General features: G+C 40.1%; 25 protein-coding genes. 10 read left to right on the top strand and 15 right to left on the bottom strand.

Features of this window, described 5'->3' with window-relative positions; all coding sequences use genetic code 11:
* Positions 1 to 56: 56 nt before the first annotated feature.
* Both F9B91_RS02425 and F9B91_RS02420 read left to right on the top strand, forming a co-directional pair.
* A complete protein-coding gene (locus tag F9B91_RS02425) occupies positions 57 to 1775 on the top strand; it encodes a phospho-sugar mutase (protein WP_061760014.1) in 1719 nt (572 codons plus the stop codon).
* Positions 1776 to 1886: 111 nt separating this feature from the next.
* The gene (locus F9B91_RS02420; protein ID WP_150922419.1) at positions 1887 to 2234 is read left to right on the top strand and encodes a PedC/BrcD family bacteriocin maturation disulfide isomerase; all 348 of its coding nucleotides are present in this window, start codon (positions 1887 to 1889) and stop codon (positions 2232 to 2234) included.
* A 31-nt stretch (positions 2235 to 2265) separates the two neighbouring features.
* Here F9B91_RS02420 and F9B91_RS02415 read toward each other — a convergent pair whose 3' ends face one another.
* The 12 genes from F9B91_RS02415 to F9B91_RS02360 all read right to left on the bottom strand — a co-directional run bounded on the left by F9B91_RS02415 (position 2266) and on the right by F9B91_RS02360 (position 15623).
* Positions 2266 to 5520 (bottom strand): DEAD/DEAH box helicase family protein, encoded by a 3255-nt coding sequence (locus F9B91_RS02415; RefSeq protein WP_150922418.1) that lies wholly within the window; start codon positions 5518 to 5520, stop codon positions 2266 to 2268.
* Positions 5517 to 7400 carry an Eco57I restriction-modification methylase domain-containing protein gene (locus tag F9B91_RS02410; RefSeq protein WP_150922417.1) on the bottom strand — a complete coding sequence of 628 codons (1884 nt, stop codon included), beginning with the start codon at positions 7398 to 7400 and terminating at the stop codon, positions 5517 to 5519. Before F9B91_RS02410 ends, F9B91_RS02415 begins: the two co-directional genes overlap by 4 nt.
* Before the next feature lie 75 nt (positions 7401 to 7475).
* Positions 7476 to 7730 carry a type II toxin-antitoxin system RelE family toxin gene (locus F9B91_RS02405; protein WP_191962389.1) on the bottom strand — a complete coding sequence of 85 codons (255 nt, stop codon included), beginning with the start codon at positions 7728 to 7730 and terminating at the stop codon, positions 7476 to 7478.
* A gap of 1 nt (position 7731) precedes the next feature.
* A complete protein-coding gene (gene relB / locus F9B91_RS02400) occupies positions 7732 to 7974 on the bottom strand; it encodes a type II toxin-antitoxin system RelB family antitoxin (protein WP_000208079.1) in 243 nt (80 codons plus the stop codon).
* Between the two features lie 90 nt (positions 7975 to 8064).
* Positions 8065 to 8874, bottom strand: a complete 810-nt coding sequence (locus F9B91_RS02395) for an MBL fold metallo-hydrolase (protein ID WP_004254224.1) — start codon at positions 8872 to 8874, stop codon at positions 8065 to 8067.
* Positions 8867 to 10225 (bottom strand): cell wall metabolism sensor histidine kinase VicK, encoded by a 1359-nt coding sequence (gene vicK / locus F9B91_RS02390; RefSeq protein WP_004254222.1) that lies wholly within the window; start codon positions 10223 to 10225, stop codon positions 8867 to 8869. Before vicK ends, F9B91_RS02395 begins: the two co-directional genes overlap by 8 nt.
* Positions 10218 to 10925 carry a response regulator YycF gene (gene yycF, locus F9B91_RS02385; protein ID WP_000722072.1) on the bottom strand — a complete coding sequence of 236 codons (708 nt, stop codon included), beginning with the start codon at positions 10923 to 10925 and terminating at the stop codon, positions 10218 to 10220. The genes vicK and yycF overlap by 8 nt, the downstream gene beginning before the upstream one ends.
* Positions 10926 to 10980: 55 nt before the next feature.
* A complete protein-coding gene (mutY, locus tag F9B91_RS02380; protein ID WP_150922415.1) occupies positions 10981 to 12156 on the bottom strand; it encodes an A/G-specific adenine glycosylase in 1176 nt (391 codons plus the stop codon).
* An 82-nt stretch (positions 12157 to 12238) separates the two neighbouring features.
* The gene (gene pta, locus F9B91_RS02375; protein WP_000451580.1) at positions 12239 to 13213 is read right to left on the bottom strand and encodes a phosphate acetyltransferase; all 975 of its coding nucleotides are present in this window, start codon (positions 13211 to 13213) and stop codon (positions 12239 to 12241) included.
* A gap of 43 nt (positions 13214 to 13256) precedes the next feature.
* Positions 13257 to 14153, bottom strand: coding sequence for an RluA family pseudouridine synthase (locus tag F9B91_RS02370; RefSeq protein ID WP_150922414.1), 897 nt, complete (start codon positions 14151 to 14153; stop codon positions 13257 to 13259).
* The gene (locus F9B91_RS02365) at positions 14150 to 14968 is read right to left on the bottom strand and encodes an NAD kinase (protein WP_000799056.1); all 819 of its coding nucleotides are present in this window, start codon (positions 14966 to 14968) and stop codon (positions 14150 to 14152) included. Before F9B91_RS02365 ends, F9B91_RS02370 begins: the two co-directional genes overlap by 4 nt.
* Complete coding sequence (locus tag F9B91_RS02360; protein ID WP_023944232.1) at positions 14952 to 15623, bottom strand: GTP pyrophosphokinase; 672 nt, start codon at positions 15621 to 15623, stop codon at positions 14952 to 14954. Before F9B91_RS02360 ends, F9B91_RS02365 begins: the two co-directional genes overlap by 17 nt.
* Before the next feature lie 128 nt (positions 15624 to 15751).
* Here F9B91_RS02360 and F9B91_RS02355 point away from each other — a divergent pair, with 128 nt between their 5' ends.
* The 7 genes from F9B91_RS02355 (at position 15752) to F9B91_RS02325 (ending at position 20523) form a co-directional block, all read left to right on the top strand.
* Positions 15752 to 16321 (top strand): CYTH domain-containing protein, encoded by a 570-nt coding sequence (locus tag F9B91_RS02355; protein ID WP_150922413.1) that lies wholly within the window; start codon positions 15752 to 15754, stop codon positions 16319 to 16321.
* A gap of 111 nt (positions 16322 to 16432) precedes the next feature.
* Entirely contained in the window at positions 16433 to 17392 is a 960-nt protein-coding gene (locus F9B91_RS02350) for a ribose-phosphate diphosphokinase (RefSeq protein ID WP_001283823.1), read from the top strand.
* A 9-nt stretch (positions 17393 to 17401) separates the two neighbouring features.
* A complete protein-coding gene (locus F9B91_RS02345; RefSeq protein WP_150922412.1) occupies positions 17402 to 18517 on the top strand; it encodes a cysteine desulfurase family protein in 1116 nt (371 codons plus the stop codon).
* A 4-nt stretch (positions 18518 to 18521) separates the two neighbouring features.
* Positions 18522 to 18869 (top strand): DUF1831 domain-containing protein, encoded by a 348-nt coding sequence (locus tag F9B91_RS02340; protein WP_150922411.1) that lies wholly within the window; start codon positions 18522 to 18524, stop codon positions 18867 to 18869.
* A gap of 7 nt (positions 18870 to 18876) precedes the next feature.
* A complete protein-coding gene (locus tag F9B91_RS02335; protein WP_191962397.1) occupies positions 18877 to 19086 on the top strand; it encodes a DUF4649 family protein in 210 nt (69 codons plus the stop codon).
* A gap of 88 nt (positions 19087 to 19174) precedes the next feature.
* A complete protein-coding gene (locus F9B91_RS02330) occupies positions 19175 to 19816 on the top strand; it encodes a redox-sensing transcriptional repressor Rex (RefSeq protein WP_000653417.1) in 642 nt (213 codons plus the stop codon).
* Positions 19817 to 19833: 17 nt separating this feature from the next.
* Positions 19834 to 20523, top strand: a complete 690-nt coding sequence (locus F9B91_RS02325; protein ID WP_150922409.1) for a gamma-glutamyl-gamma-aminobutyrate hydrolase family protein — start codon at positions 19834 to 19836, stop codon at positions 20521 to 20523.
* On the opposite strand, the gene radC is transcribed toward F9B91_RS02325, so the two are convergent.
* The 3 genes from radC to F9B91_RS02310 form a co-directional block, all read right to left on the bottom strand.
* Positions 20520 to 21200 carry a RadC family protein gene (gene radC, locus F9B91_RS02320; protein ID WP_150922408.1) on the bottom strand — a complete coding sequence of 227 codons (681 nt, stop codon included), beginning with the start codon at positions 21198 to 21200 and terminating at the stop codon, positions 20520 to 20522. The genes F9B91_RS02325 and radC overlap by 4 nt on opposite strands.
* 42 nt (positions 21201 to 21242) lie before the next feature.
* A complete protein-coding gene (pcrA, locus tag F9B91_RS02315) occupies positions 21243 to 23534 on the bottom strand; it encodes a DNA helicase PcrA (RefSeq protein WP_150922407.1) in 2292 nt (763 codons plus the stop codon).
* Positions 23535 to 23695: 161 nt separating this feature from the next.
* Positions 23696 to 25366: a formate--tetrahydrofolate ligase gene (locus tag F9B91_RS02310; RefSeq protein WP_150922406.1), complete on the bottom strand. Its 1671-nt coding sequence runs from the start codon at positions 25364 to 25366 to the stop codon at positions 23696 to 23698.
* A 225-nt stretch (positions 25367 to 25591) separates the two neighbouring features.
* Between F9B91_RS02310 and coaB the strand changes: the two genes are divergently transcribed.
* Positions 25592 to 26281, top strand: coding sequence for a phosphopantothenate--cysteine ligase (gene coaB / locus F9B91_RS02305; RefSeq protein ID WP_049544198.1), 690 nt, complete (start codon positions 25592 to 25594; stop codon positions 26279 to 26281).
* The last annotated feature ends 7 nt before the right edge of the window (positions 26282 to 26288 follow it).

Raw genomic sequence — 26288 nt, 5'->3', positions numbered from 1 at the left:
GCTAAAAAGTGCTATAATGTGAACGGTTAAAACAATTTATAAAAAGGAGAATTTCAATGTCTTACCAAGAAAATTACCAGAAATGGGTTGATTTTGCGGAGCTTCCTGACTATCTTCGTCAAGATTTGGAAAATATGGACGAAAAAACTAAGGAAGATGCCTTCTATACAAATCTTGAATTTGGTACTGCAGGTATGCGTGGCTTGATTGGTGCTGGTACAAACCGCATCAACATCTACGTTGTTCGCCAAGCTACTGAAGGTTTGGCTCGTTTGATTGAGTCAAAAGGTGGAAATGAAAAAGAACGTGGTGTAGCAATCGCCTACGATAGCCGTCACTTCTCACCAGAGTTTGCCTTTGAATCTGCGGCAGTTCTTGCTAAACACGGTATCAAATCTTATGTATTTGAAAGCCTTCGTCCAACTCCAGAACTCTCATTTGCAGTTCGTCACCTCAACTGTTTCGCAGGTATCATGGTCACAGCCAGCCACAACCCTGCACCATTTAACGGATACAAGGTTTACGGTGAAGACGGTGGACAAATGCCTCCACACGACGCAGACGCTTTGACTACTTATATCCGTGCAATCGAAAATCCATTTGCAGTTGAAGTTGCTGATGTGGAAGCTGAAAAAGCTTCTGGCTTGATTGAAGTTATCGGCGAAGCTGTCGATGTAGAATACCTCAAAGAAGTCAAAGATGTGAACATCAACCCAGCCTTGATTGAAGAATTCGGTAAGGACATGAAGATTGTCTACACACCACTTCATGGTACTGGGGAAATGTTGGCTCGTCGTGCTCTTGCCCAAGCAGGATTTGACTCTGTTCAAGTCGTAGAAGCTCAAGCAACTGCTGACCCAGACTTCTCAACTGTAAAATCTCCAAACCCAGAAAGCCAAGCAGCCTTTGCCCTTGCTGAAGAACTTGGTCGTCAAGTTGGTGCAGATGTTCTTGTCGCAACTGACCCTGATGCTGACCGTGTTGGTGTTGAAGTTCTTCAAAAAGATGGTAGCTACCTCAACCTTTCAGGTAACCAAATCGGTGCTATCATGGCTAAATACATCTTGGAAGCCCACAAAAATGCTGGAACTCTGCCTGAAAATGCAGCACTCTGTAAATCTATCGTATCAACTGACTTGGTAACGAAGATTGCTGAAAGCTACGGCGCAACTATGTTCAACGTCTTGACTGGTTTCAAATTCATCGCTGAAAAAATCCAAGAATTCGAAGAAAAACACAATCACACTTACATGATGGGATTTGAAGAAAGCTTCGGTTACTTGATTAAACCATTCGTACGTGATAAAGACGCTATCCAAGCCGTTCTTGTCGTTGCTGAACTTGCTGCCTACTATCGTTCACGTGGTTTGACACTTGCAGACGGTATCGAAGAAATCTACAAAGAGTACGGCTACTACGCAGAAAAAACTATCTCTGTTACCCTTTCAGGTGTCGATGGTGCTGAACAAATCAAAGCGATTATGGCTAAATTCCGTAACAATGCTCCAAAAGAATGGAACGCAACAGCTATCACTGTCGTAGAAGACTTCAAAGCTCAAACAGCTACTGCTGCTGACGGTACTGTTACAAACTTGACAACCCCTCCAAGTGATGTGTTGAAATACACACTTGCTGACGGTTCATGGATTGCTGTTCGCCCTTCAGGTACAGAACCAAAAATCAAATTCTACATTGCAGTTGTAGGGGAAAGCAACGAAGAATCACAAGCTAAGATTGCTAACATTGAAGCAGAAATCAATGCTTTTGTAAAATAAAGACCTATAAAAGATGAGACTAACCAATCTCATCTTTTTTTCGTATCAAATCTAAGCAATTTTAGAAACTTTATGGCATACTAGACATATCAACGAAAGCGAGGTAATCTCATGGAACAATTTTTAGATAATATCAAAGACCTTGAAGTCACTACAGTTGCGCGTGCGCAAGAAGCTCTTGATAAAAAAGAAACTGCAACCTTCTTTATCGGTCGCAAAACTTGCCCTTACTGCCGTAAATTTGCAGGTACTTTGGCAGGTGTCGTAGCTGAAACTAAAGCTCACATCTACTTCATCAACAGTGAAGAAGCAAGCCAACTCAATGAGTTGCAAGCATTCCGCTCACGCTACGGAATCCCAACTGTACCAGGCTTCGTTCACATTGCTGATGGACAAATCAATGTCCGTTGCGACTCTTCAATGTCAGCACAAGAAATCAAAGAATTTGCTAGATTGTAAAAAATATAAAAAGAAGGCATTCGCCTTCTTTTTAATTATTTTCAAAATAGGAATCAACCAACTCCTGAATCCTACCTTCTTTAGCAGCAGGAATAGTATCTTCTAGAACAAAGTTCTTTCTACTGATATCTTGAGAGAGATTTCCAAAGATAAAATTAGTCGAGATATTATAGATAATCTCTGAAGGTGCAAATCCATAAACTTGATTTTCCAAAATATGTTTTAAGCGTTCCTCAGAATTTGGAAAAGCATCTTTCAAACCTTCGCTATTATATAGTCGCTTAACAAGTTCAGCAATATAGAGTCCTGACTTCATGTACAAATCAATAAATGTCTTAGATGGATCATCAAAGATACCTGGACTTTCTTTTTCAAGGTCATCCACCATTCTCTTCACCACTCGTTTAGGAGTGAAAATCTGGTTAGTTTTCTGCGGTGGAATATAGTCAAAGATATCTTCTTTTTGATCTTTAAAATAATCTGCCAATTCCTCTTTCTTACGAAGAAATTCTTGGATTGCTTCATCAAATGTTGCTCGATCAAAGAGATGTCCTGCAAAATCTTGTCCACCATCTCTCAAATAACGAAATTGATCAATCGTAATACCAGTCACTTCAAAGAAAACATGCTCAGGAACAAAGGTATCAAAATTATCAAGTGTTAGAGTTTGATCACCATAAGCCATAATAAAACTTGGGATGGTTCGTGCAAATCCACGAAGATGGTCACGAATCTCATCTTGAGCTGATTGTTTCAAATGCTCAACACGTTTTATCTCAACCTGTTCAATAAACTTCTCAGGCATTTTTTCCACTTCTTTTTTAAGTGTTTGCTCTAGTTTTTCCTTGTGAATAAGATTGTTTTCTTCTAAACGTTTATCAAAATCTTCTTGAATCTTATCCTTTTGCTCCTTATCAACTGCTTCCTTGATTTGTTGTTGCAATTCTTCCCTGATATGAGCTTCAGAAATTTTTCTTTCGATATCGTTTTTTCGAATTTCATTCTCAAATGTTGCTGTAATTTGCTTCTTGATTTGATCTGTTTCTCGAGTTTTTAGGTTGTATTCACCTTTCAAATCTTCTACAATCACTGAAGAAACTGTCTTACTCAAGTCATTGACTAGTTGTTTTTGAGTTTTGTCCTCATCTTTTTTGACTAGTTCAACAACAGACTGTCCAAGTCCATAAATTTTTTCACCAAAAAGTCGCGTTTGTTGATTGATCACGATTTCATGGTCAACCACTGCATTGCCCTCATCATCCACTTTAACATCTGAAAAATCTAGTAAATCAGAAGGTGTTTGTAACTTCCCTTCCTTTTCAACTGGAAGCTCATTTAAAATATCTAGAACGGTTTGACTAGCTTGGAAAATACCGCTGATATTATCAAATAAGAGATTGGACATAAAGCCTCGTTTAAGAACTTCTCTAGCTTTTATCTGGCGAGGAATAGTTAGAACTGCCTTGGCATCAATTTCAACCATCTTACCAGCACGATCTTCAGCTATCACAGGAAAGAAATTTAGTAATTCTCTGATATTTTCTTCACGAGTTGCAGAAGTCCCCCCACCTCCTGCAGTTGCAAGTGATAAGTTATTCGCAAACTCATCAAAGAGAATCAAGGTTCTTTCTGGCGCAAAGTCAAATACATAGGCTCTTTCTTTGCGGAAGTGATTTCCTTTGCTATCACTCCATGAGTAAGGATTTTGAGCACGGAAGGCGGCTTGCATATAAAGGGCAGGTGATTTCAAGTTTGATAACATCAATACGCCTGTCCATTCAGGAATCGTCACACCTGTCGTCAACTGACCAACGGATAGGGTAATGGTTTTGTCATTCTCTGCTATCGCTTTTCTAACCAAGTCTAAGGATTTGAGTTTGACCTTATCATCTTCCTCGGACATACTCCCGTCACCAGCAGCTAAAACAATCTCATAGTTTTCATAGATGGGATGTTCCTCTAGTAATGCTTTTAATGCTTTAGCTGAGGCTACACGTTCTAACAGCCAAAAAGTATGCTTGAGTTCATTTCGAAGTTCTTTTGTTGAAAATGGATACTTTTCATTGCTTGATAGAGTATCTAACCAATTTCTGACATCTTGTTCATGGATAAATTTCCCTTTATCATCTGTAGCGAAAAATTCACTCAAGTCAAAAGCATAGTCAATATTTTCGCCATCTAGTTGAGCACCTTTTTCTAACTCCTCGCCAATCATCTGAGACATTTGATAGGTAAAGAGATTTAACTGAGGCAAGTTCTCATATGGATTTTCCTCTTCTTGCTCAGGCGACCAAGTAGTTTTAGCTGCCTGCTCATCAGCATAAGACCAGTTGTAGATTTGATCCTCTGTAAAATCTCCTTTGGCCAATGCCTTAAATGGTGTACCTGACAAATGCAGAGTGAAATTCCGTCGAATTTTATTAAAGGCTTGATCTGTTTTGAAAGTATCAACTCCTTCATGAGCCTCATCAATAACTAACAAGTCCCAATGTAAATCAGTCACCCACTTGAGTTTATCGTGCTCTCCACCAAGATAAGCAGATCCTTTCAAGTCTTGGAGACTGATAAAAGCAAGTTGTCTTACATCGTCATCTAAAATACTAACAAATTCTTTACGTGACAAGGTTGGACGACTCTTAAGGCTGTCTGATTCAGAAACAAACTTATAACTCGTTTGACCTGCTATGAATTTTTCAAAATCATCATACCATGAGTTGGCAATGGCAGGTCTGTTTGTTACAATCAGGACATTGACAGCATTCATTCGACGAACTAGATTATAGGTAGACAAGGTTTTACCAAAGCGTGGCTTGGCATTCCAAAGGAACTTACCTCCTAGATGATTCTTGAAATAAGCTAAGGTCTTAGAAACTGCTTCTTCTTGCTCTTGTCGCAGATTATAGTCCTGTCCTTGGCCGGGCTGATACCCTGACAAATCATGCTGAACAAACTTATCGAAGAGATTTTTAGATTTTTCAGGAGTTCCATTAAAATAGAACCATTCCGTCTTAGGACGACGTTCCACATCATGGAAAGAAAGGAAATGGTGGAAATCATGGTCCTTAAAAGTCTTTCCCTTATCAGGTTCTTCCGTATAGGCTGCATCCCCAGTCCATAAGACATCTGTATCTATATGAGCAGTATGCGTTTGTTCTTTAATCCGCTGCGTGACATCCCGTTCCGTATAACCAATCTTAATCCAGCCCTCATTACTAGTTACCGTAGGAGTGGTGTAGGCATAGATTTTAGGATGAATCTCTTTAGAAGTTTTAATTTCTACCATCAATCCATCTCCCTTACATGAGTCTCAATAAAAGCAATTTCTTCACGAGAAAGATCATATTTTTGATAGAGCTGACGGTCAATATCAGCCACTGATTGTGTCCAATCAATGTCCGAATTGACCGTAAAGTCTTGGAGAGGGACTTTAGCCCAAGTTGCTGGAGGATTGTCTTGCGTCAATTTCAAAATACCTAACATAACTCTAGCAAATTTAGTTTTAATATACTTAAAACAAGCCTCTGCTTCTATTTTTGTGTCAAACTTTCCAATAGATATAAACGTTTGGGAATACCCGATTAGGGGTTCCCCGATTAGGGGTGTTGATAGTACTTCCCCTAATGCACCGCTACCATTTGCCTTTGGTAAAATAATTTTCCAAAAGAGCAAGTTAGGATGCTCTCGTAAATATTCTTTTTTTAGATATTTTACAGAGCGCCCGTTTTTCTCTCGTCCAATTATTTGAACATATTCTGGCTTCGAATCTACTTTATCTTTAAATACCTCAGGGTATCGTTCAAAAATATTTGTAGAAACAGCTTTTCTGTGACTTGAATCAGTTCTAGAGATTAGTTCCGGAAAATCTTCAAACATAATGTCTGTCAACTTGTGACTATCTGAGCCAAACATAATTTCTGATAGTGATGGTTCTTGCAACTTTTTAACTTTTCTATAGATACTATCAAGTAAAGGCTCGGAGATAAAAGTCTCGATAGGTTCAAATTCTTTATTCTTATCATGATACGTAATCACAACACCACCTTTAATATCTGTTCCAGGAAAAACTTTATTACTCTTTAATTCATAGAATTTAACTTTTAAATGTCTACTATTTAACATTTTATGATTCCATTTTTTTGGAGTTCCTCCTGTGTTTGCTAGGAATCTAGCTGGGGTCACTAACACAGTTTTATCTGAAACTTTATAAGATTCATCCATAAAGAAATGATAAATAGGTCTTGTTTGAGTGTTTGCCCCTTCAATCTCTTCCTGATATGGCGGATTTCCTATCACGACATCAAATTTCATTTCACTTTCCTCACTAGATAGGCGCTCAAAACCTATCATTTTATTCTTTTTCCAGTCTTTGATTTGGGTTTTAGATTCTTCTACTTCTTGGACTTCTAGCTCATCGGAAAACAAGCTCAATTGTTGAGATTGCCTTTGTTTAGCTGAATAAGGACTGCTTTTTTTCAATCCATCCATCTGAAAGACATTGTAAGAGATAATAGTCGCAATTTCTTTCTTTTGCTCTAAGGTCGGTTGATTTCCAGTCTTTGCAAGATAGTAATCCTCGAAGATCGCTAAAAGATTTTCACGCGCCAAAATGAGAGAATCTCCTTGATACTCATAACCATAAGAAGCTCGATAAGCTTTTTTTACAAGTTCATAAAAGGTGACTTCATCTGAGACCTCACGACTAATACGCTGCAATTTTCTATCAACAAAACCAACTCGCTCAGATAATGGAATTTCCTCACCAGTTACGGTATCATATCTCGTTACCATATAAGGTGCTTCACCACAAGTTATCTCCAACCACCTTAGGTCAACATACTCCTCAAGACTTAAAGAGCCTAGTTCCGATTCTACATATCCATTTTGCTTTGCGACCAACCAAGTTGGTGTAAACACTTCTGCCCTTATTTTTGTACGATCTTTTTGCTCATACTTGGATTTTTCAGATCTGGGCTGAATCAAGTTTGCATAGTTTCCCGTCACCCTACTTGGAGTGATGCGATCACTTGGAGCAAATCCCTTTCCTAACAATTCATAAGAATGCGTAGCCCAAACAATTGATTTCTTTGTCGTTCGATCTTTTAAAAGAATTTTTAATAAGTCAGCCGATTCTTTAGATAAACTTTCTTCACTAATATCTATTGTCATAAGCAACCTCTCTTATATTGTAATCCCTATTATATCATATTTTAAAGAATGAAAATTTACTTGGAAAAAAGTAATTCAATAAATATCTCTCCGATGACCAACTTCTAAAGTAGCAATGACTACTTCATCATCTACAATTTGTACGATAACTCGATAATTACCAATTCTATAGCGCCATTGACCAACGCGATTACCAACCAAAGCCTTTCCGTGTCGTCTCGGGTCTTCCAAAACATTGGTTTGTAAATAGTTTGTAATTAGCTTCTGCGTATAACGATCCAATTTTTTCAATTGCTTGATGAAACGTCTTGTTGGAACTAATTTATACAAATTATTCATCCTCCAAGCCTAAATCATGCATCATTTCTTCCCAAGTAATGGGTTCAACTCCTTTTTCCAAGTCTTCTAAATACTCTTGATAGGCTAAATCTGCCACACGAGCATCGTATTCATCTTCTAGAGCTTCAAGAGTTTTGGTGCGGATAAGTTCCGACAGGGAAACTCCTTCAAACTTAGCCATTGCTTTCATAAATGTTTTATCAGCTTCAGAAACTTTTAATGTAATAGTAGTCATCTTTTGCACTCCCTTTTTTAATAGTAACACCATTGTATTACTTTTTAGGTGTTCAGTCAATATAAAAAGAACACCTTCTTAGCGTTCTCTCTATATATCTGTCAATGGTGTTGCTGTATCTGGTGAAGTATCATATACTTTAAAGTCTATTCCAACTCCCAAATCAGCTTGCGCCAGCTGATTGACCATGGTCATGTGAGCCAGTTCCTTGATATTGTTTTCCTTAGACAAGTGACCAAGATAGATTTTCTTAGTGCGATTTCCTAGCGTCCGAATCATAGCTTCAGCACCGTCCTCGTTAGAAAGGTGACCCAGATCCGATAGGATTCGTTGTTTGAGTCGCCAAGCGTAAGAACCTGCTCGCAAAATCTCTACATCATGGTTGGACTCGATAAGATAGCCATCTGCATTCTCGACAATTCCTGCCATACGGTCACTAACATAACCTGTATCTGTCAAAAGGACAAAACTCTTGTCATCCTTCATAAAGCGATAGAACTGCGGTGCGACCGCATCATGGCTAACACCAAAACTCTCAATATCAATATCTCCAAATGTTTTGGTTTTGCCCATTTCAAAAATATGCTTTTGCGAGGCATCCACCTTGCCAAGATACTTGCTATTTTCCATAGCCTGCCAGGTCTTTTCATTGGCGTACAAATCCATACCATACTTGCGAGCCAAAACACCCACTCCATGAATATGGTCAGAATGCTCATGCGTAATCAAGATGGCATCCAAGTCCTCTGGTTTGCGATTTATTTCAGCAAGTAGGCTGGTGATTTTCTTACCAGATAAGCCTGCATCCACTAAAAGTTTCTTTTTTGGCGTTTCCAGATAAAAGGAATTTCCACTGGAACCCGACGCTAAAATACTGTATTTAAAGCCTGTTTCACTCATTCTGGTCTTCTATTTCGTCCTCCCATACTTCTTCCTTCACTGCATCCTTATCATAAGGGAGCACAATTGTGAAAGTTGATCCCTTACCGTATTCACTCTTGGCCCAAATAAAGCCATTATGCTGTTTGATAATTTCCTTAGCAATAGACAGTCCCAGACCTGTCCCACCCTGGGCACGACTTCTAGCACGATCCACACGGTAAAAACGGTCAAAGATGCGTGGTAAATCCTGCTTAGGAATACCCAAACCTTGGTCTGAGATGGATAAAATCATCTGATCATCAGTCGTCTTCATGGTCACTGTGATTTTCCCACCATCTGGTGAATACTTGATGGCATTGTTAAGAATATTATCAATGACCTGTGTCATCTTGTCTGTATCAATTTCAATCCAGACAGAGGTAATTGGGTAATCTCTCACCAGTTCGTATTTCTTCTCTTCATCCTGCCCTCTTATCTGATCAAAACGGTTAAGAATAAAGGTAATAAAGGCTGTGAAGTTAATCAGTTCGACATCTAGATGACTGGTTGCATTATCAATACGTGAAAGATGGAGAAGATCTGTCACCATTCGCATCATACGATTGGTTTCGTCTAGAGATACCTTAATAAAGTCTGGTGCAACAGGTTCTGACAAGGCTCCCTCATCCAAAGCTTCAAGATAGGATTTTACACTAGTCAGTGGAGTCCGTAACTCATGACTAACGTTAGAAACAAAGAGTCTCCGTTCGCGCTCTTCCTTCTCTTGCTCCGTTGTATCATGCAGAACGGCAACCAGACCTGAGATAAAGCCAGATTCTCGACGGACCAAGGCAAAGCGTACACGAAGGCTCAGATATTCACCATTGTCATCCTGAGAATCAATCATGAGTTCAGGAATCTGCGTAATCAAATCACGAAGTTCATACTCATCTTCAATCTTAAGCAATTCTAGAATACTTTTATTGAGAACCTCTTCTTTCTGAACACCTAGCTGTTTCTTAGCCATGTCATTAATCATAGTAATCTTGCCACGACGATTGGTCGCAAGGACTCCATCCGTCATGTAAGACAGGATACTATGTAATCGTTTACTCTCTTGTTCCAGATTTTCTTGAGTCAAACGGATTACTTCTGATAAATCATTGAGATTATTGGTAATATTAGTGATTTCAGAGCTTCCCTGCATATCCAATACCTGAGAATAGTCTCCTGCAATCAGGTCTTTCACCTTTTGATTAATTTGCTTCAACCGAATATTATCTCGCCGATTTTCTAGCAAAAGTAAGGTAACAATCAAGATAAAACCCAATAAAATTAAAATGAAGATAAAATCACTAGTAAGAATATTTTTTCTAATAAATTCAATCATTATTTCTCATATAATAACCAACACCGCGACGTGTTAGGATATACTCTGGACGACTTGGTGTATCTTCAATCTTCTCACGCAAACGTCTGATAGTTACGTCAACTGTTCGAACATCTCCGAAATAATCGTAACCCCAGACCGTTTCAAGTAAGTGTTCTCGCGTAATTACTTGACCGATATGAGAAGCCAAGTGATACAAAAGCTCAAATTCACGATGAGTTAAATCTAGTTCTTCACCGTATTTTTTAGCTACATAAGCATCTGGTACAATCTCCAAGTCCCCAATTTGCAAGGGTTGGGTTTTCTTTTCATCTGATTCTTGATTATCTACAGAAACCAAGTCCGTGCGACGAAGAAGGGCTTTGACACGCGCCTGCAACTCACGATTTGAGAAGGGTTTGGTTACATAGTCATCTGCACCAAGCTCTAAACCGATAACCTTATCAAATTCGCTATCCTTAGCTGAAAGCATGATAATAGGCACACTACTAGTCTTGCGAATAGTCTTAGCAACTTCTAAGCCATCAATTTCGGGAAGCATCAAATCCAGAATAATAATATCTGGTTGCTCTGCTTCAAATTGCTCTAGCGCTTCACGACCGTTAAAAGCAGTTACAACCTCGTAACCTTCCTTGGTCATATTAAACTTGATAATATCCGAGATTGGTTTCTCATCATCTACAATTAATATTTTTTTCATTTGTTCACCTTTTTCTCTACTATTATACCAAAAAAATAACAAGAAGACACAATAGCTAATCTTTGCTACTGTCTAAGTTGGCTTGTGCATAAGACTGCCAGATTTTTTGTTGGGGTTTGGCAAGTGGGTAATTTTTAAACTCTTCTGGTGAAAGCCAGCGAACCTCCCTATCTGAAAAATCATGAAAGTCACTCACCTGACCTGCTACAATCTTTACATGCCATTTACGATGACTAAAAACATGCTTGACATTCTCAAAATAAACATCAAGCCAATCAACTTCTAGGTCATAGTCCTGCTGGAAACTCTCTTCTGGACTGGGACCAAAGTCGACACTTTCTTCTGCAACCTGATGAAAGAGGTCAAACTGCTCTTCTTGCGAAAAGTCATCAACTTCTATCAAAGGAAAATGCCAAAAGCCTGCCAATAACTTTTCACTTTCATTTTTTTCAAGTAAAAATTGCCCCTGACTATTTTTTACCACTAAGGCCTTAAGATAAATGGGAACTGGCTTTTTATTGGGAGCCTTGATTGGATAACGGTCCATGGTTCCATTTTGGTATGCCCCACTAAAGTCCTTCACTGGACTCTCTTCTGGCCTAGGATTTACAGGAGCCTCAATATCTGAGCCCAAGTCCATCAAAGCTTGGTTAAAGTCGCCAGGACGTTCTGGGTCAATCAAGATTTCCATCATTGCCTGAAAAATTTTGCGATTGCTAGGAACTCCGATATCATGATTAACTTCAAATAGACGTGCCAGCACTCGCATAACATTACCATCTACAGCTGGCTCAGGCAAGTTAAAAGCAATACTGGAAATTGCTCCTGCAGTGTAAGGTCCAATTCCTTTCAAGCTGGAAATTCCTTCATAGGTGTTTGGAAATTGACCACCAAAGTCAGTCATAATCTGCTGGGCTGTAGCCTGCATATTACGAACTCGAGAATAATAACCCAAACCTTCCCAAGCCTTCAACAAACGCTCTTCAGGCGCATTCGCCAAACATTCTACTGTTGGAAACCAGTCCAAGAATCTTTCGTAGTAAGGGATAACTGAATCCACCCTGGTCTGCTGGAGCATGATTTCAGAGACCCAGATATGATAAGGATTTTTACTTCTACGCCAGGGTAAATCTCTTTTGTTTTCATCATACCAGGCAAGAAGTTTCTCACGAAAAGAAACAATCTTCTCATCCGGCCACATGACGATACCGTATTCTTTCAAATCTAACATATCTCTAGTATAACACAGAAGATTCTAACTGTCCTTTTCCTAGTATTAAAAAACCTCTTCCCAAAGGAAAGAGGACTAAATCTTATTGATGAACAGCTTGAGCTGCTGTGATAAGGGTTAACTTGTAAACATCATCTGCATTACATCCACGAGAAAGGTCGTTAACTGGCTTGTTCAAACCTTGCAAAACAGGACCAACAGCCGCAAAACCACCGAGACGTTCTGCCATCTTGTAACCGATATTTCCTGCCTCGATACCTGGGAAGATGAAGACATTTGCTTGACCAGCTACCGTACTTCCAGGAGCTTTCAGAGCTGCAGTTTCTGGAACAAAGGCCGCATCGAATTGCAACTCACCATCGATTTCAAGGTCAGGACGCAAGTCGTGAGCAATTTTAGTTGCTTCAACGACCTTATCAACGCTTTCTCCAAATCCTGAACCTTTAGTAGAATAGCTTAGCATAGCAATTTTAGGCTCAATTCCAAACATCTTAGCTGTAATAGCTGAGTTGATTGCAATTTCAGCCAAGGCTTCTGCATCTGGATTTATATTGATGGCACAGTCTCCAAAGAGGTAACGCTCCGTACCACGAACCATGAGGAAGGCACCTGAAGTACGAGTTACATTTGGGCGAGTTTTGATGATTTGAAGGGCTGGACGAACTGTTGAAGCTGTTGAGTGAATCGCTCCTGACACCATTCCATCAACCAATCCTAAGTAAACCAACATAACACCAAAATAGTTGACATCTTCAACCAAAACCTTGCGTGCATCTTCTTCAGACATTTTGCCCTTGCGACGCTCCACCAGGGCAGCAACCATTTCTTCAAATTGAGGATAATGTTGAGGGTCAATGACTTCATAACCATCCATGATCCCTTCAATTTCAAGATAAATTTTAATTTTTTCAGGATTTCCAAGCAAAACAGGAATCACTTCTGTTTCTTTTACCAGGCGTTTAGTCGCTTGAAGAATACGAGGTTCTTCCCCTTCAGGGAGAACGATACGAGCATTTTTACCAACCAAGTTGGCTTTGAGACTTTCAAAAACTTCCATGAGTTTTCTCCTTTAAAATAATAATTATACTCTGAATCAGTTTTTATAGAGTATTAGTTGATAACTGGGTAATAAGGTTACTGAAATCATCCGGCAAGGGACTTTCTAACTGCAAGTCTTGCTCTAAAAATGGATGATAAAAGGATAGGAAATGGCAATGCAGGGCCTGACGTTGAATACCGTCATCCAGACTACCTCCGTACAAGTCATCGCCCAACAAAGGGAAACCAATATGAGAAAAATGGACTCGTATTTGGTGGGTTCGACCAGTGTGCAGGCAAATGTCTACCAAATGAATATTCCCATAAGATGCTACAATCTTGTAAGAAGTATGAGCATACTTTCCACCTTTAGCTACGCGTCTGGTAATAATGGAGTCTTCATCACGCGCAATCGGGGCAATAATTTCCCCCTCTGACTCCAAGTATCCATCACCTTTAACCAAAGCAAAGTAGCGTTTTTCAATGGACTTCTTCTGCAACTGCTTGTCTAATCGTGCATGGGCATAGCCGTGCTTGGCAAAGAGCATCAAGCCAGAAGTGTCCCTATCAAGTCTGGTTACAATGTGAACCTGCTGATTATCATAGTGTTGCTTGACGTAGTAACCCTTGATAAAATTAGCGATTGTATTGGAGTGGTTGACACTAGGAATAGAAGCCACTCCATAGGGTTTATTTAAGACTAGAAAATGGTCATCCTCATAGAGAATATCCAGTGGACGCTCGATAGCTTCTAGAGTTTCAAAGCCTTCCTCAGCAGGAATATCGATGATAACTCGGTCTCCAATATCCAATAGATACGTCGCATTTTGTGGTTGATCATTGACCAGAATAGCTCCGCCTCGAAATTTAATCTTAGCCAGGAGCCCCTTAGAAACCTCGTGCTTTTTTAAGAAGGTCTTAACCTTAACATGTTCATCTGCGATAAATTCAAACCTCATTCGTCCACCTCGCCAATGAAAGCATCCTTAACACGGTTCCAAAAACTGGTATGGCTAGGTGATGCGACAAAGTGAATCTTATGATGGTCGATTTGATACTCAATACGCTCAATATTACGGAAGGAATAAACGCTATTGTCAACCGAAATGGTATGGTAATCGTTTCTTGTTGGAATAAGTTCAATCTTATCCTTCTTTGGAACAATAATGGACGAACCCAGGGTTCGATAGACACGATTGTTAAGGCTGGCAATTTCCGTCAACTGAAGAGCTTCAATGGTAGGGTGTAAAACAGCTCCGCCAAGTGATTTGTTATAGGCTGTACTACCAGTCGGTGTCGAAACTGTTAGCCCATCTCCACGAAAACGTTCAAAGTGGACACCGTTAATCACAACATCCGCCACCATGGTTCGATCAGACCTGCGGATACTGGCTTCATTTAGTGCTCTAAAAATCTTCACTTCACCATTTTCAAGAAAAACCTTCACATTCAGAACAGGGTAAGAAACTCTTGCTCCGGTATCTAGCTGCAAATTAGTCACTAGCTTGTCCAACTCAAAATCACGGTAGTCCGTATAGAAGCCCAAATGTCCAGTGTGAACACCAATGAAGCGGACCTTGTCAAGCTGGTTTTCGTACTTATGAAAGGCCGACAAGAGCATACCATCCCCACCAATGGAGATGACAATGTCCGGATTGGTATCATTGAGTATAAACTGATTTCTCTTCAAACGATCTCGCAATTCATACAAAACCCTTTGACTCTGCGGTTTTCTATTTGCTATCAGGTCAATTCGTTTACCTGTATTCTTCATCTGTATCGTCACTGTTTCCTACACCGTCATTTAATTTTCTACTCAAAGGATCAAAAAGAGCCTGGGCTTCCTGGATATCATCACGAATTTTACCCATTTCTTCATCCAACTGATGGGCAATTTTAGCAGTAATTTCCAGTCTCTTTTTAATTTCCTCTGGGAAATCCCCTTGGTACTTGTAGTTGAGAGAATGTTCTATCGTTGCCCAGAAATTCATGGCCAAGGTACGTATTTGAATTTCTGCTAAAATAGTCTTGGCTCCATTGATGGTGTCAACCATATATTCTACTACCACATGATAGGAACGGTAGCCTGAAGCCTTTCGATGAGTAATGTAATCTCGCTCCTGTATGATTCGCATGTCCTGACGTTTGCGCAAAATTTCCACTACTTCTTTGACGTCATCTACAAACTGAACCATCACACGCAAACCAGCAATATCCTGTAAATCGTGTTCCAAGGTCGCATAAGTAATGCCACGACGAGCCATTTTCTCCTTGATACTCTCAATTGGCTTGACTCGACCAGTCACAAACTCAATCGGAGAATGCTTATTTTGCTTACGATATTGCTTCCGAATACCACGTAGTTTAATCTTTAACTCACCAACAGCTTGAATGTAAGGATCTAGAAATTCTTCCCATTCTAAGGTCATATATTCTCCCTTGTTCTCATATTATCCTTCAAAAATATCTTTGATTTTTTCTCCAGATTCATATACAATAAATACAATGCTTATTATACCATAAATCCGCTTTCAACGATAAAGAAAAGGTAAGAAAAATGAAACATTTAGAAATTGAATTGAAAACACTCTTGAAAAAAGATGAATATGATCGTCTAAAAGACCAGTTCACAGGTGTCACTCCTGTTCTTCAAAAAAATTACTACATAGACACACCTGATTTTGAACTGCGAGAAAAGAAAGTTGCTATGCGCATTCGAACCTTTGAAGACTGGGCAGAATTGACACTCAAAGTCCCGCAAAGTGTTGGAAACATGGAATACAACCAAAAATTGCAACTAAAAGATGCTGAAAACTATCTGGCTAAGGAAGAACTTCCTCAGGGACTGATTCTTGATGAATTGGCGAAACATGATATTAAAACTAGTGAATGGCAGATTCTTGGTTGTCTAACGACACTTCGCTATGAAATGAAGACAGCTATTGGTCTCATGGCTCTAGATGAGAGTCAATACTTTGATATGACGGATTACGAATTAGAGCTTGAAGTGGAAAATCACGAGCAAGGCAAACAGGATTTCCAACAATTTTTAGAGGAAAATCAGATTTCCTACCAAAAAGCCCCTTCAAAATTGGTTCGATTTGTCAAAAGCATGAAAAATAGCTGAAATAATCTCTATTTTTTGGTAAAATAGAAAAGATAAAATACAAAAATCCCAGTTCATATAGGCTAGGCAGATATGGCTAGGATTTAAAAAGTTTACAGAGGACGGTCTATAATGTCAGATAGAAAAAACATGAAACTTTTCGCACTCAACTCTAACCAAGAGATTGCACAGAAAATTGCTCAAGCTGTTGGTGTCCCACTTGGAAAACTATCATCACGTCAGTTTTCAGACGGAGAAATCCAAGTGAATATCGAAGAAAGTGTCCGTGGTTATGATGTGTACATCATCCAATCAACAAGTTTCCCTGTTAACAACCACTTAATGGAATTGTTGATCATGGTCGACGCTTGTGTGCGCGCAAGTGCCCACAGTATCAACGTTGTCCTTCCATATTTTGGCTATGCACGTCAAGACCGCATTGCTTCACCACGTGAGCCACTTACAGCTAAACTAGTTGCTAATATGCTAGTTAAGGCTGGAGTTGACCGTGTTCTTACGCTTGATTTGCATGCTGTTCAGGTGCAAGGCTTCTTTGATATTCCTGTTGACAACCTCTATACAGTTCCTCTATTTGCAAAACATTACTGCGATAAGGGGCTCCTTGGCTCAGATGTTGTTGTCGTTAGCCCTAAAAATTCAGGTGTAAAACGTGCTCGTAGCTTGGCTGAATATCTTGATGCTCCTATCGCCATTATCGACTACCCTCAAGACGATGCAACTCGCAACGAAGGTTATATCATCGGTGATGTTGAAGGTAAAAAAGCTATCTTGATCGACGATATTTTAAATACTGGACGTACCTTCTCTGAAGCTGCTAAAATCGTTGAACGTGAAGGGGCTACAGAAATTTATGCTGTTTCTAGCCACGGCCTCTTCGTCGAAGGCGCTGCTGAACTTCTTGACAATACTAATATTAAAGAAATTCTTGTGACTGATTCAGTAGCAACAAAAGAAAAAACTCCTAAAAACGTATGCTACATCACTGCTAGTGAGTTAATTGGTGATGCCATCGTCCGTATTCACGAAAGAAAACCAGTCAGCCCACTCTTTGCATACAACAAAAAGAAATAAGGTGATTCTTTGATTTATTTGGACAATGCTGCGACGACTCCTATGTCAGCAGTTGCTATTTCAGCTATGACCAAGGTTATGCAAGAAACCTATGGAAATCCTTCTAGTATTCATGGGCATGGTCGTCAAGCTGGCAAGCTCTTACGCGAAGCCCGTCAGGAACTAGCCCAGTTACTGGGAACAAAACCTCAACATATCTTTTTCACTTCTGGTGGGACTGAAGGAAACAATACTGCCATGATCGGCTACTGCCTTCGTCACCAAGAACAAGGAAAACATATCATCACAACTGCCATTGAGCACCATGCTGTCCTTGAAACCATTAATTACTTGGTTCAACACTTTGATTTTGAAGTAACCATTATCCAACCAGAAAATCAAGAAATCACAGCCCAGCAAATTCAAAAGGCTTTACGTGACGATACGATTTTGGTTTCTACCATGTTTGCCAATAATGAGACTGGAAACCTACTGCCCATTGCTGAAATTGGCCACATACTCAAGCAACACCCTGCTGCCTATCATGTCGACGCAGTTCAGGCTATTGGTAAAATACCCATTCACCCAGAAGAATTGGGCATTGATTTTCTCACCGCTTCTGCCCATAAATTCCATGGTCCTAAGGGAATCGGCTTTCTCTACGCTTCTAGCATGGACTTTGATTCCTATCTACATGGCGGAGACCAAGAACAGAAAAAACGTGCAGGAACTGAAAATCTGCCTGCCATCGTAGGTATGATAGCAGCCTTAAAAGAAGACCTAGAAAAGCAAGAAGAACATTTTCAACATGTACAAAATCTAGAAACTGCCTTTCTTGCAGATCTGGAGGGCATTCAATATTACTTAAATAGAGGACAACATCATCTCCCTTATGTTCTCAATATTGGATTTCCTGGCCAGAAAAATGATCTCTTACTCCTTCGTCTAGATTTAGCTGGAATTTCAATCTCTACTGGCTCAGCCTGCACTGCAGGCATTGTACAATCCAGCCATGTTCTTGAAGCTATGTACGGAGCAAATTCAGAGCGTCTGAAGGAATCCGTTCGTATCAGTTTGTCGCCAGAAAATACTGTTGAAGACCTACATACCCTCGCAAAAACCTTAAAAGAAATTATCGGAGGTTAGCCATATGGCATTTGAAAAAACCATTCAGTTAAAAAATTGTCGTTACGACTACACTCTTAGCCCTTCTGTTAAAAAATTCACCCTTAAGGACAACACCTTTTTGGAGACTAAGGTTGGTAACTATGAACTGACTCGCCTTTTGGAAAAAGTTCCGAACAGCGGTGAGGGATTCCAACTCAAAATCATCATTAACAAGGAACTTACAGGAGCTAAAATCAATATCACTGACAAGTTTGGGCTACGTCTAGTTGATATTTTCAAATCAGAAGACCACCACATTCATCAGGAAAAATTCTATTTCCTCATGGATAGCTTGGTAGAACGTGGTGTCTTTACAAAATCAGAAAGATAAAGTAAAAATGTTTGAACTGACCTATAAGGACAGCTATCATGTAGAGCGCACTCTCAAGTATGAGGATTACGAGGCTCTCATGCTGGCTCTGTCAGGATGTGTGACTCTGCCAGATACACTTTATGTGACTTCTTTAACCTTTAAGGGCCAGGAAGTTTACCAAGGTCTGGTCGGAGACCTCTACCGTTTTCTATCACATGCAGATTTTTTACATTAAAACTAAGATTTTTCTTAGTTTTTTCTTGTTTTTGTTGATTTTTTCACAATGTTTCTATAAAATAGAAGAATAGAAAGGTTGTGATTTTGTGAAAGATAAACAGTCTGCTATTCCAAAAGCTACAGCGAAAAGACTCTCTCTCTACTATCGAATTTTTAAGAGATTTCATGCAGAAAAGATTGAACGTGCCAACTCTAAGCAAATTGCAGAGGCTATCGGTATTGATTCAGCGACCGTACGTCGTGATTTTTCCTATTTTGGTGAACTAGGTCGGCGTGGATTTGGCTATGATGTCAAAAAACTGATGACATTTTTTGCCGATTTGCTCAATGATAACTCCATCACCAATGTCATGCTGGTAGGTATTGGAAATATGGGCCATGCCCTTCTCCACTACCGCTTCCATGAGCGCAACAAGATGAAGATTATCATGGCCTTTGACCTAGATGACCATCCCGAAGTTGGAACCCAAACTCCTGATGGGATTCCTATTTACGGAATTTCTCAAATCAAGGATAAAATCAAGGATGCTGATGTCAAGACTGCTATCCTGACCGTTCCCAGCGTCAAGTCACAAGAAGTTGCTAATCTATTGGTTGATGCTGGCGTAAAAGGAATTCTCAGTTTTTCACCAGTCCATCTGCATTTACCAAAAGACGTGGTCGTTCAGTATGTTGATTTGACAAGTGAACTCCAAACCCTCCTCTACTTCATGCGAAAAGAGGATTAGAAAGCGAAAATCATTTTATGAAAAAACCAGTTATTGGGATTACAGGAAACGAAAAAACTCATCCAGATGATGACATCATGATGAGCTACGTAGCAAAAGGCTTTGTTGAAGGCGTTAAAGACGCTGGAGGGATTCCCATCATCCTACCAATTGGTGATCAAGAAATGGCTAGCCACTATATCAGTATGATTGACAAGCTCATCTTGACAGGTGGGCAAAATGTTGATCCAAAATTCTATGGTGAACCAAAAACCATTGATAGCGATGACTACCACCTTCAAAGAGATATCTTCGAACTGGCTCTCATCAAGGAAGCAATTAAACAGAAAAAGCCAATTTTTTCTGTCTGCCGTGGAACACAACTCTTTAACGTTGCCATGGGTGGAAGTTTGTATCAAGATATCGAAGATCACTGGCAGGATTGTTCCGCCGAGTACACAACCCAACGCTTGGTAACAGAACCTGATACTGTTCTTCGAGAAATCTATGGAGAAATTTCCCATATCAACTCCTTCCACCATCAGAGTATTAAGGATTTAGCACCTAACTTAAAGATTGCAGCTCATGATCCTAAGGATGGTATCATTGAAGCTGTCATGAGTACGGATGATGTCTCCTTTCTAGGTGTCCAATGGCATCCAGAATTTCTATTTGAAAATCGTCCCAAAGATAAAAACCTCTTTGACTATGTCGTTAATGAACTTTAGATTAAATCCGTCTTTTCACGGTAACTAAAGTAACTAGAATGTGAGACAATCAAATGGTCCAAAAGGACAATACCCATCAGTTCGCAGGCTTCTTTTACAAGTTTAGTGACATGATCATCATTTCGACTAGGGGCTACCGCTCCCGAAGGATGATTGTGAACCAAAATGAGAGAAGTCGCCATATGCTTGATAGCATAGTGAAGAATCTCTCGCGGCTCAGCGATACTACGAGTTGCAGAACCGATAAAAATGGTCTGTTGATGGATGATTTGATTTTGAGTATTGAGATAGAGCGCCACCAGGTGCTCTTGTTTTTTATGTCCCAACTCCTGCTGCATCTTCTTGGCCAACTTTTGGCTACTGAGAATACTTTCCATCTCAATAGTCTCATGTTTATGAATACGATGCCCCAGTTCAATCATAGCTTGTAATTCTATAGCCTTAACACGCCCGATACCAGACAGACTCTGCAATTCCTGCAGGGTCATTCTTTTCAAATCCGTTAGGCTTGAAAGATTGTTCAAAACTTTCTGAGCAATTTCAAAAACACTGGCTTGCCGTGTTCCTGTCCTAAGTAAAATAGCTAGCAACTCTTGATTACTGAGCGCTTCAACTCCTTCTTTGGCCAGTCTTTCTCTTGGTAATAGTGAATCTTCTTGGAATGAAATACTATACATAAAAATCCTCCTCACTTTATTATTCGTGAGAAGGATGGAAAATTATATTTTTTTCTCAATTGGGGCTACACTAGCCAAAAGTTTTTTCAAACCTACTTCTGGGAAATTGATTTTTAATTCCTGAGTAGCTCCGTTACCTGAAACTTCCAGAACAGTTCCCTCTCCCCATTTCTTGTGGAGAGCAATGTCACCAATAGACCAATTTGCTTCACTAGACGCTGATTTTGCTCCAGCAGTAAATTGACCAAATGGGAGACCGCTTGACTGGATAGTTTTTGGGGCCGCACTGCGTTTACGGTCTTGAAGAGCTTGAGCCAGACTCATACCTTGACCAAAGGCAAGGCCACCACCGCTATAAGATGCTTTAAAACTTGTATTCGTAGGACGAGCTAATCCTTGATACTTAAGTAAGTCTGAGCTAATTTCGTTAATAAAACGAGTCGGACGGTTGTAGTTGGTACGACCAAAAAGCAGGCGCGAGTTGGCATTTGTCAGATAGAGAATTTTCTCTGCACGCGTAATTCCTACATAGGCCAGACGGCGTTCTTCTTCTAGTTCATCTTGATCTTCAGCCGCACGACTAAGCGGGAAGACATTTTCTTCCATCCCAATCAAAAAGACAACTGGAAACTCGAGACCTTTGGCAGCATGCAGAGTCATCAAGGTCACTTCTGATGTCTCCTGACTCCCTGAATCTGTGTCGGCAATCAAGGCCAGGTCATTTAAGAAACGACTTAGTTTGTCCAAACCAGTTTCTTCTTCTGAAACATCAGAGGTGTCATCAAAGTTTTTCGTCACAGAGAGGAACTCTTCAATATTTTCAACCCTAGCCTTGCTTTCTAAAGTCGCTTGAGCATTGAGAATATCGACGTAACCTGTTTTTTCAAGGACAGCCTCAACCAACTCTGTAATATTTAATTGGTCCAGCTGCCCTCGTAAATCTAGAATCATATTGGCAAAATCCCAGATAGACTGGGCTGCTTTACCCTTGATACCAGATAACATGATATTGGCTGAAGCATCTAGCATGGACATGTCTTGCATATTCGCAAAGTCACGGATTTTCTCAACTGTACCTGACCCAATTCCACGTTTAGGCTCGTTGATAATACGTTCAAAACTGATATTGTCACTCAAATTGGCAATAAGATTGAGGTAAGCGATAATATCTCGGATTTCCTTACGGCTGTAGAACTTGGTTCCTCCAACCATGGTATAAGGAATATTGGACTTGAGCAGGGCTTCCTCAATAGTACGGGACTGCGCATTAGTACGATAAAGAACTGCAAAATCCTTGTGAAGGAAGTTTTGACTGCGACCAAGTTCATCGATGGTTCTAGCTACAAATACAGCCTCATCTAGCTCATCATTGGCACGATAGTAAACGATTTGTTCTCCATCAGCGTTTTGAGTCCAGAGATTCTTAGGACGGCGATTTTTATTATTTTTAATAACCTCATTAGCCGCTTGGAGAATGGTTTTAGTTGAACGGTAATTCTCCTCCAATAAAACAACCTTGGCTTGGGGGTAATCCTTTTCAAAGTCCAAGATATTCTGCATATCAGCACCACGCCAACCGTAGATAGACTGGTCCGCATCTCCAACCACACAGATATTTTTAAAACGGGAAGCCAAGAGTTTGACCAGTTGGTACTGGGCATGGTTGGTATCTTGGTACTCATCAACGTGGATGTATTGGAATTTCTGTTGATAGTAAGTCAAAACATCAGGATTTTGATCAAAGAGACGCAGGGTCAGCATAATCAAATCATCAAAATCAACCGACTCCGACTGACGCAGTTCTTTTTGGTAAGCAGTGTAGCACTGGGCCACGATTTGCGTATACATATCGCCAGCTTGGGCAGCATAAGCTACATCATCAATCAGGTCGTTCTTAGCATTTGAAATGGTTCCTAAGATGCTTCGTTCATTCCATTTTTTAGGATCCAAGTTCAACTGCTTGAGAATACGTTTCATGAGCGTTCGCTGTTCACCAGGATCTACAATAGTGAAATTGCGGTTGTAGCCAATATGGTCCGCATCGCGACGCAAAATACGAACACACATGGAGTGGAAGGTCGCAATCAGACAGTCCTGAGTGGCTGGATTGAGGCTATAAGCACGCTCCTTCATCTCACGCGCAGCCTTGTTAGTAAAGGTAATGGCCAAGATATTCCAAGGATTGACCAGCTTTTCATCAATCAAATAAGCGATACGGTGGGTCAAAACTCGAGTCTTCCCAGAACCAGCACCTGCCATGATCAACAAGGGACCTTCTGTCGTTTGCACCGCCTCAGCCTGACGGTCATTCATTCCATTTAATAATGCGTTCATCTTCTCTTCCTTACTCTTGAAGTCAATGTTTCTATTATATCAGAAATCAGGGAAAATATCTTTACCTAGACTGGTTACGTGTAAAAGGTAACTCCTTATATCTAGATAAAAAAATGAGCTTGGTTAGTATTCCAAACTCATTTAAAGTCAATTTCAATATACTAGAACAAACCTAGGACAGTTCCGTCACTTTCAACATCCATGTTGAGGGCTGCCGGTCGTTTTGGAAGTCCTGGCATGGTCATGACATCGCCAGTTAAAGCAACGATGAAGCCTGCACCTAATTTTGGCACCAATTCGCGAATGGTAATTTCAAAGTTTTCAGGTGCTCCAAGTGCATTTGGATTGTCTGAGAAGCTATACTGGGTCTTAGCCATACAGATTGGCAATTTGTCCCAACCATTTTGAACAATTTGAGCGATTTGCGTTTGAGCTTTCTTCTCAAAGTTTACTTTGCTACCACGGTAGATTTCAGTAACAATCTTTTCAATCTTTTCTTGGACAGAAAGGTCATTATCATACAAACGTTTGTAGTTAGCTGGGTTTTCAGAGATAGTCTTAACAACCGTTTCAGCAAGAGCTACTCCACCTTCGGCACCATCAGCCCAGACACTTGCTAACTCGACTGGCACATCAATTGAAGCACAAAGTTCTTTCAAGGCTGCGATTTCTGCTTCTGTATCAGACACAAATTCGTTAATAGCTACGACTGCAGGTACTCCAAATTTACGGATATTTTCAACGTGGCGTTTCAAGTTAGCAAAACCTGCACGCACTGCTTCTACATTTTCCTCTGTAAGAGCATCCTTAGCCACGCCACCATTCATCTTAAGGGCACGAAGGGTTGCTACAATAACTACTGCATCTGGAGATGTTGGCAAGTTTGGTGTCTTAATATCAAGGAATTTCTCGGCACCAAGGTCTGCACCAAAACCAGCTTCTGTAACTGTGTAATCAGCCAAGTGAAGCGCTGTTGTCGTTGCCAAGACTGAATTACATCCATGAGCAATATTGGCAAATGGACCACCGTGTACAAAGGCAGGTGTACCATAAATTGTTTGAACGAGATTAGGCTTAATAGCATCCTTCAAGATCAACGCCAAGGCACCTTCAACCTGCAAATCACCTACAGAAACAGGTGTACGGTCATAGCGATAACCGATAACGATATTAGCCAAACGGCGTTTCAAGTCCTCGATGTCTGTTGCCAAGCAAAGAATTGCCATGATTTCGGAAGCAACGGTAATGTCAAAACCATCCTCACGAGGAATACCATTTAAAGGGCCACCAAGTCCAACGGTCACATGGCGAAGAGCACGATCATTCAAGTCCACTACACGTTTCCAGAGGATACGACGTTGGTCAATTCCCAACTCATTTCCTTGGTGCAAGTGGTTGTCAATCAAGGCAGAAAGAGCATTGTTGGCAGTTGTAATGGCATGCATGTCCCCTGTAAAGTGGAGGTTGATATCTTCCATTGGCAGAACTTGGGCATAACCACCACCTGCCGCACCACCCTTAATTCCCATTACTGGACCAAGAGATGGTTCGCGGATAGCGATCATGGTTTTCTTGCCAATCTTGTTCAAGGCATCCGCCAGACCAATGGTAATAGTTGATTTTCCTTCACCTGCAGGTGTTGGGTTGATGGCAGTAACCAAAATCAATTTCCCAACTGGATTGCTTTCAACTGCACGAATTTTATCAAAGCTGAGCTTAGCCTTGTACTTTCCGTATAACTCCAAATCGTCGTAAGAAATACCAAGTTTCTCTACAACATCAACGATTGGCTTCAACTCAATACTCTGTGCGATTTCAATATCTGTTTTCATTCAAAACTCCTCTAACCTCTTATATGATAATTTATTATAACACAAAACAAGATTTTTAACATCCTTAAACTCTATAAACGTTCGTAAATATCCCTTATTTTTAAGGTTTTAGAGCCCTTTCTTAAATTTTATATGGCTTTATAGTTTGAAACTATATTCTTTCCTTTTACCAAAATTTTATCACTTTCATTTTACTTACCGCTTATTTTTGTGTACAATAGTGCTATGAAAATTTTAGTTACATCGGGCGGTACCAGTGAAGCTATTGATAGCGTCCGCTCTATCACTAACCATTCCACAGGTCGCTTGGGGAAAATCATCACAGAAACCTTGCTTGCTGCAGGGCATGAAGTTTGTCTGATAACAACAAAACGAGCTCTGAAGCCAGAAGCCCATCCCAACCTAAGCATTCGAGAAATTAACAATACCAAGAACCTTCTACTAGAGATGCAAGAACGTGTTCAGGATTATCAAGTCTTGATTCACTCAATGGCGGTATCCGACTACACTCCTGTTTATATGACAAGTCTAGAGGAAGTTCAGTCTAGCTCCAATTTGGAAAAATTTTTAAGCAAGCAAAATCATCAAGCTAAGATTTCTTCGACTGATGAGGTTCAGGTTTTATTCCTGAAAAAAACACCAAAAATCATCTCTCTAGTCAAAGAATGGAATCCTGCTATTCATCTGATTGGCTTCAAACTGCTGGTTGATGTCTCTGAGGATTATCTCATCGAGATTGCTAGAAAAAGTCTTATCAAGAACCAAGCAGACTTGATTATCGCAAATGACCTGACTCAAATTTCAGCAAACCAGCATCGTGCAATCTTTGTTGAGAAAGATTATCTCCAAACGGTTAACACTAAAGAAGAAATTGCAGAACTCCTCCTTGAAAAAATTCAAGCCTGTCATTCATAGAAAGGAA

The organism is Streptococcus mitis (genome assembly GCF_008763935.1).
Lineage (GTDB): Bacteria > Bacillota > Bacilli > Lactobacillales > Streptococcaceae > Streptococcus > Streptococcus mitis_DB.
The sequence above is the reverse complement of the archived record's forward strand: the minus strand, read 5'-3'. Positions and strand labels throughout refer to the sequence as shown.

What these genes read in the sequence shown, in the direction of transcription:
- F9B91_RS02425 (WP_061760014.1), top strand. Translation starts at nt 57, where the DNA reads ATGTCTTACCAAGAAAATTACCAGAAATGGGTTGATTTTGCGGAGCTT.
- F9B91_RS02420 (WP_150922419.1), top strand. Translation starts at nt 1,887, where the DNA reads ATGGAACAATTTTTAGATAATATCAAAGACCTTGAAGTCACTACAGTT.
- F9B91_RS02410 (WP_150922417.1), bottom strand. Translation starts at nt 7,400, where the DNA reads ATGACAATAGATATTAGTGAAGAAAGTTTATCTAAAGAATCGGCTGAC.
- relB (WP_000208079.1), bottom strand. Translation starts at nt 7,974, where the DNA reads ATGACTACTATTACATTAAAAGTTTCTGAAGCTGATAAAACATTTATG.
- F9B91_RS02395 (WP_004254224.1), bottom strand. Translation starts at nt 8,874, where the DNA reads ATGAGTGAAACAGGCTTTAAATACAGTATTTTAGCGTCGGGTTCCAGT.
- vicK (WP_004254222.1), bottom strand. Translation starts at nt 10,225, where the DNA reads ATGATTGAATTTATTAGAAAAAATATTCTTACTAGTGATTTTATCTTC.
- yycF (WP_000722072.1), bottom strand. Translation starts at nt 10,925, where the DNA reads ATGAAAAAAATATTAATTGTAGATGATGAGAAACCAATCTCGGATATT.
- mutY (WP_150922415.1), bottom strand. Translation starts at nt 12,156, where the DNA reads ATGTTAGATTTGAAAGAATACGGTATCGTCATGTGGCCGGATGAGAAG.
- pta (WP_000451580.1), bottom strand. Translation starts at nt 13,213, where the DNA reads ATGGAAGTTTTTGAAAGTCTCAAAGCCAACTTGGTTGGTAAAAATGCT.
- F9B91_RS02370 (WP_150922414.1), bottom strand. Translation starts at nt 14,153, where the DNA reads ATGAGGTTTGAATTTATCGCAGATGAACATGTTAAGGTTAAGACCTTC.
- F9B91_RS02365 (WP_000799056.1), bottom strand. Translation starts at nt 14,968, where the DNA reads ATGAAGAATACAGGTAAACGAATTGACCTGATAGCAAATAGAAAACCG.
- F9B91_RS02360 (WP_023944232.1), bottom strand. Translation starts at nt 15,623, where the DNA reads ATGACCTTAGAATGGGAAGAATTTCTAGATCCTTACATTCAAGCTGTT.
- F9B91_RS02355 (WP_150922413.1), top strand. Translation starts at nt 15,752, where the DNA reads ATGAAACATTTAGAAATTGAATTGAAAACACTCTTGAAAAAAGATGAA.
- F9B91_RS02350 (WP_001283823.1), top strand. Translation starts at nt 16,433, where the DNA reads ATGTCAGATAGAAAAAACATGAAACTTTTCGCACTCAACTCTAACCAA.
- F9B91_RS02340 (WP_150922411.1), top strand. Translation starts at nt 18,522, where the DNA reads ATGGCATTTGAAAAAACCATTCAGTTAAAAAATTGTCGTTACGACTAC.
- F9B91_RS02335 (WP_191962397.1), top strand. Translation starts at nt 18,877, where the DNA reads ATGTTTGAACTGACCTATAAGGACAGCTATCATGTAGAGCGCACTCTC.
- F9B91_RS02325 (WP_150922409.1), top strand. Translation starts at nt 19,834, where the DNA reads ATGAAAAAACCAGTTATTGGGATTACAGGAAACGAAAAAACTCATCCA.
- radC (WP_150922408.1), bottom strand. Translation starts at nt 21,200, where the DNA reads ATGTATAGTATTTCATTCCAAGAAGATTCACTATTACCAAGAGAAAGA.
- pcrA (WP_150922407.1), bottom strand. Translation starts at nt 23,534, where the DNA reads ATGAACGCATTATTAAATGGAATGAATGACCGTCAGGCTGAGGCGGTG.
- F9B91_RS02310 (WP_150922406.1), bottom strand. Translation starts at nt 25,366, where the DNA reads ATGAAAACAGATATTGAAATCGCACAGAGTATTGAGTTGAAGCCAATC.
- coaB (WP_049544198.1), top strand. Translation starts at nt 25,592, where the DNA reads ATGAAAATTTTAGTTACATCGGGCGGTACCAGTGAAGCTATTGATAGC.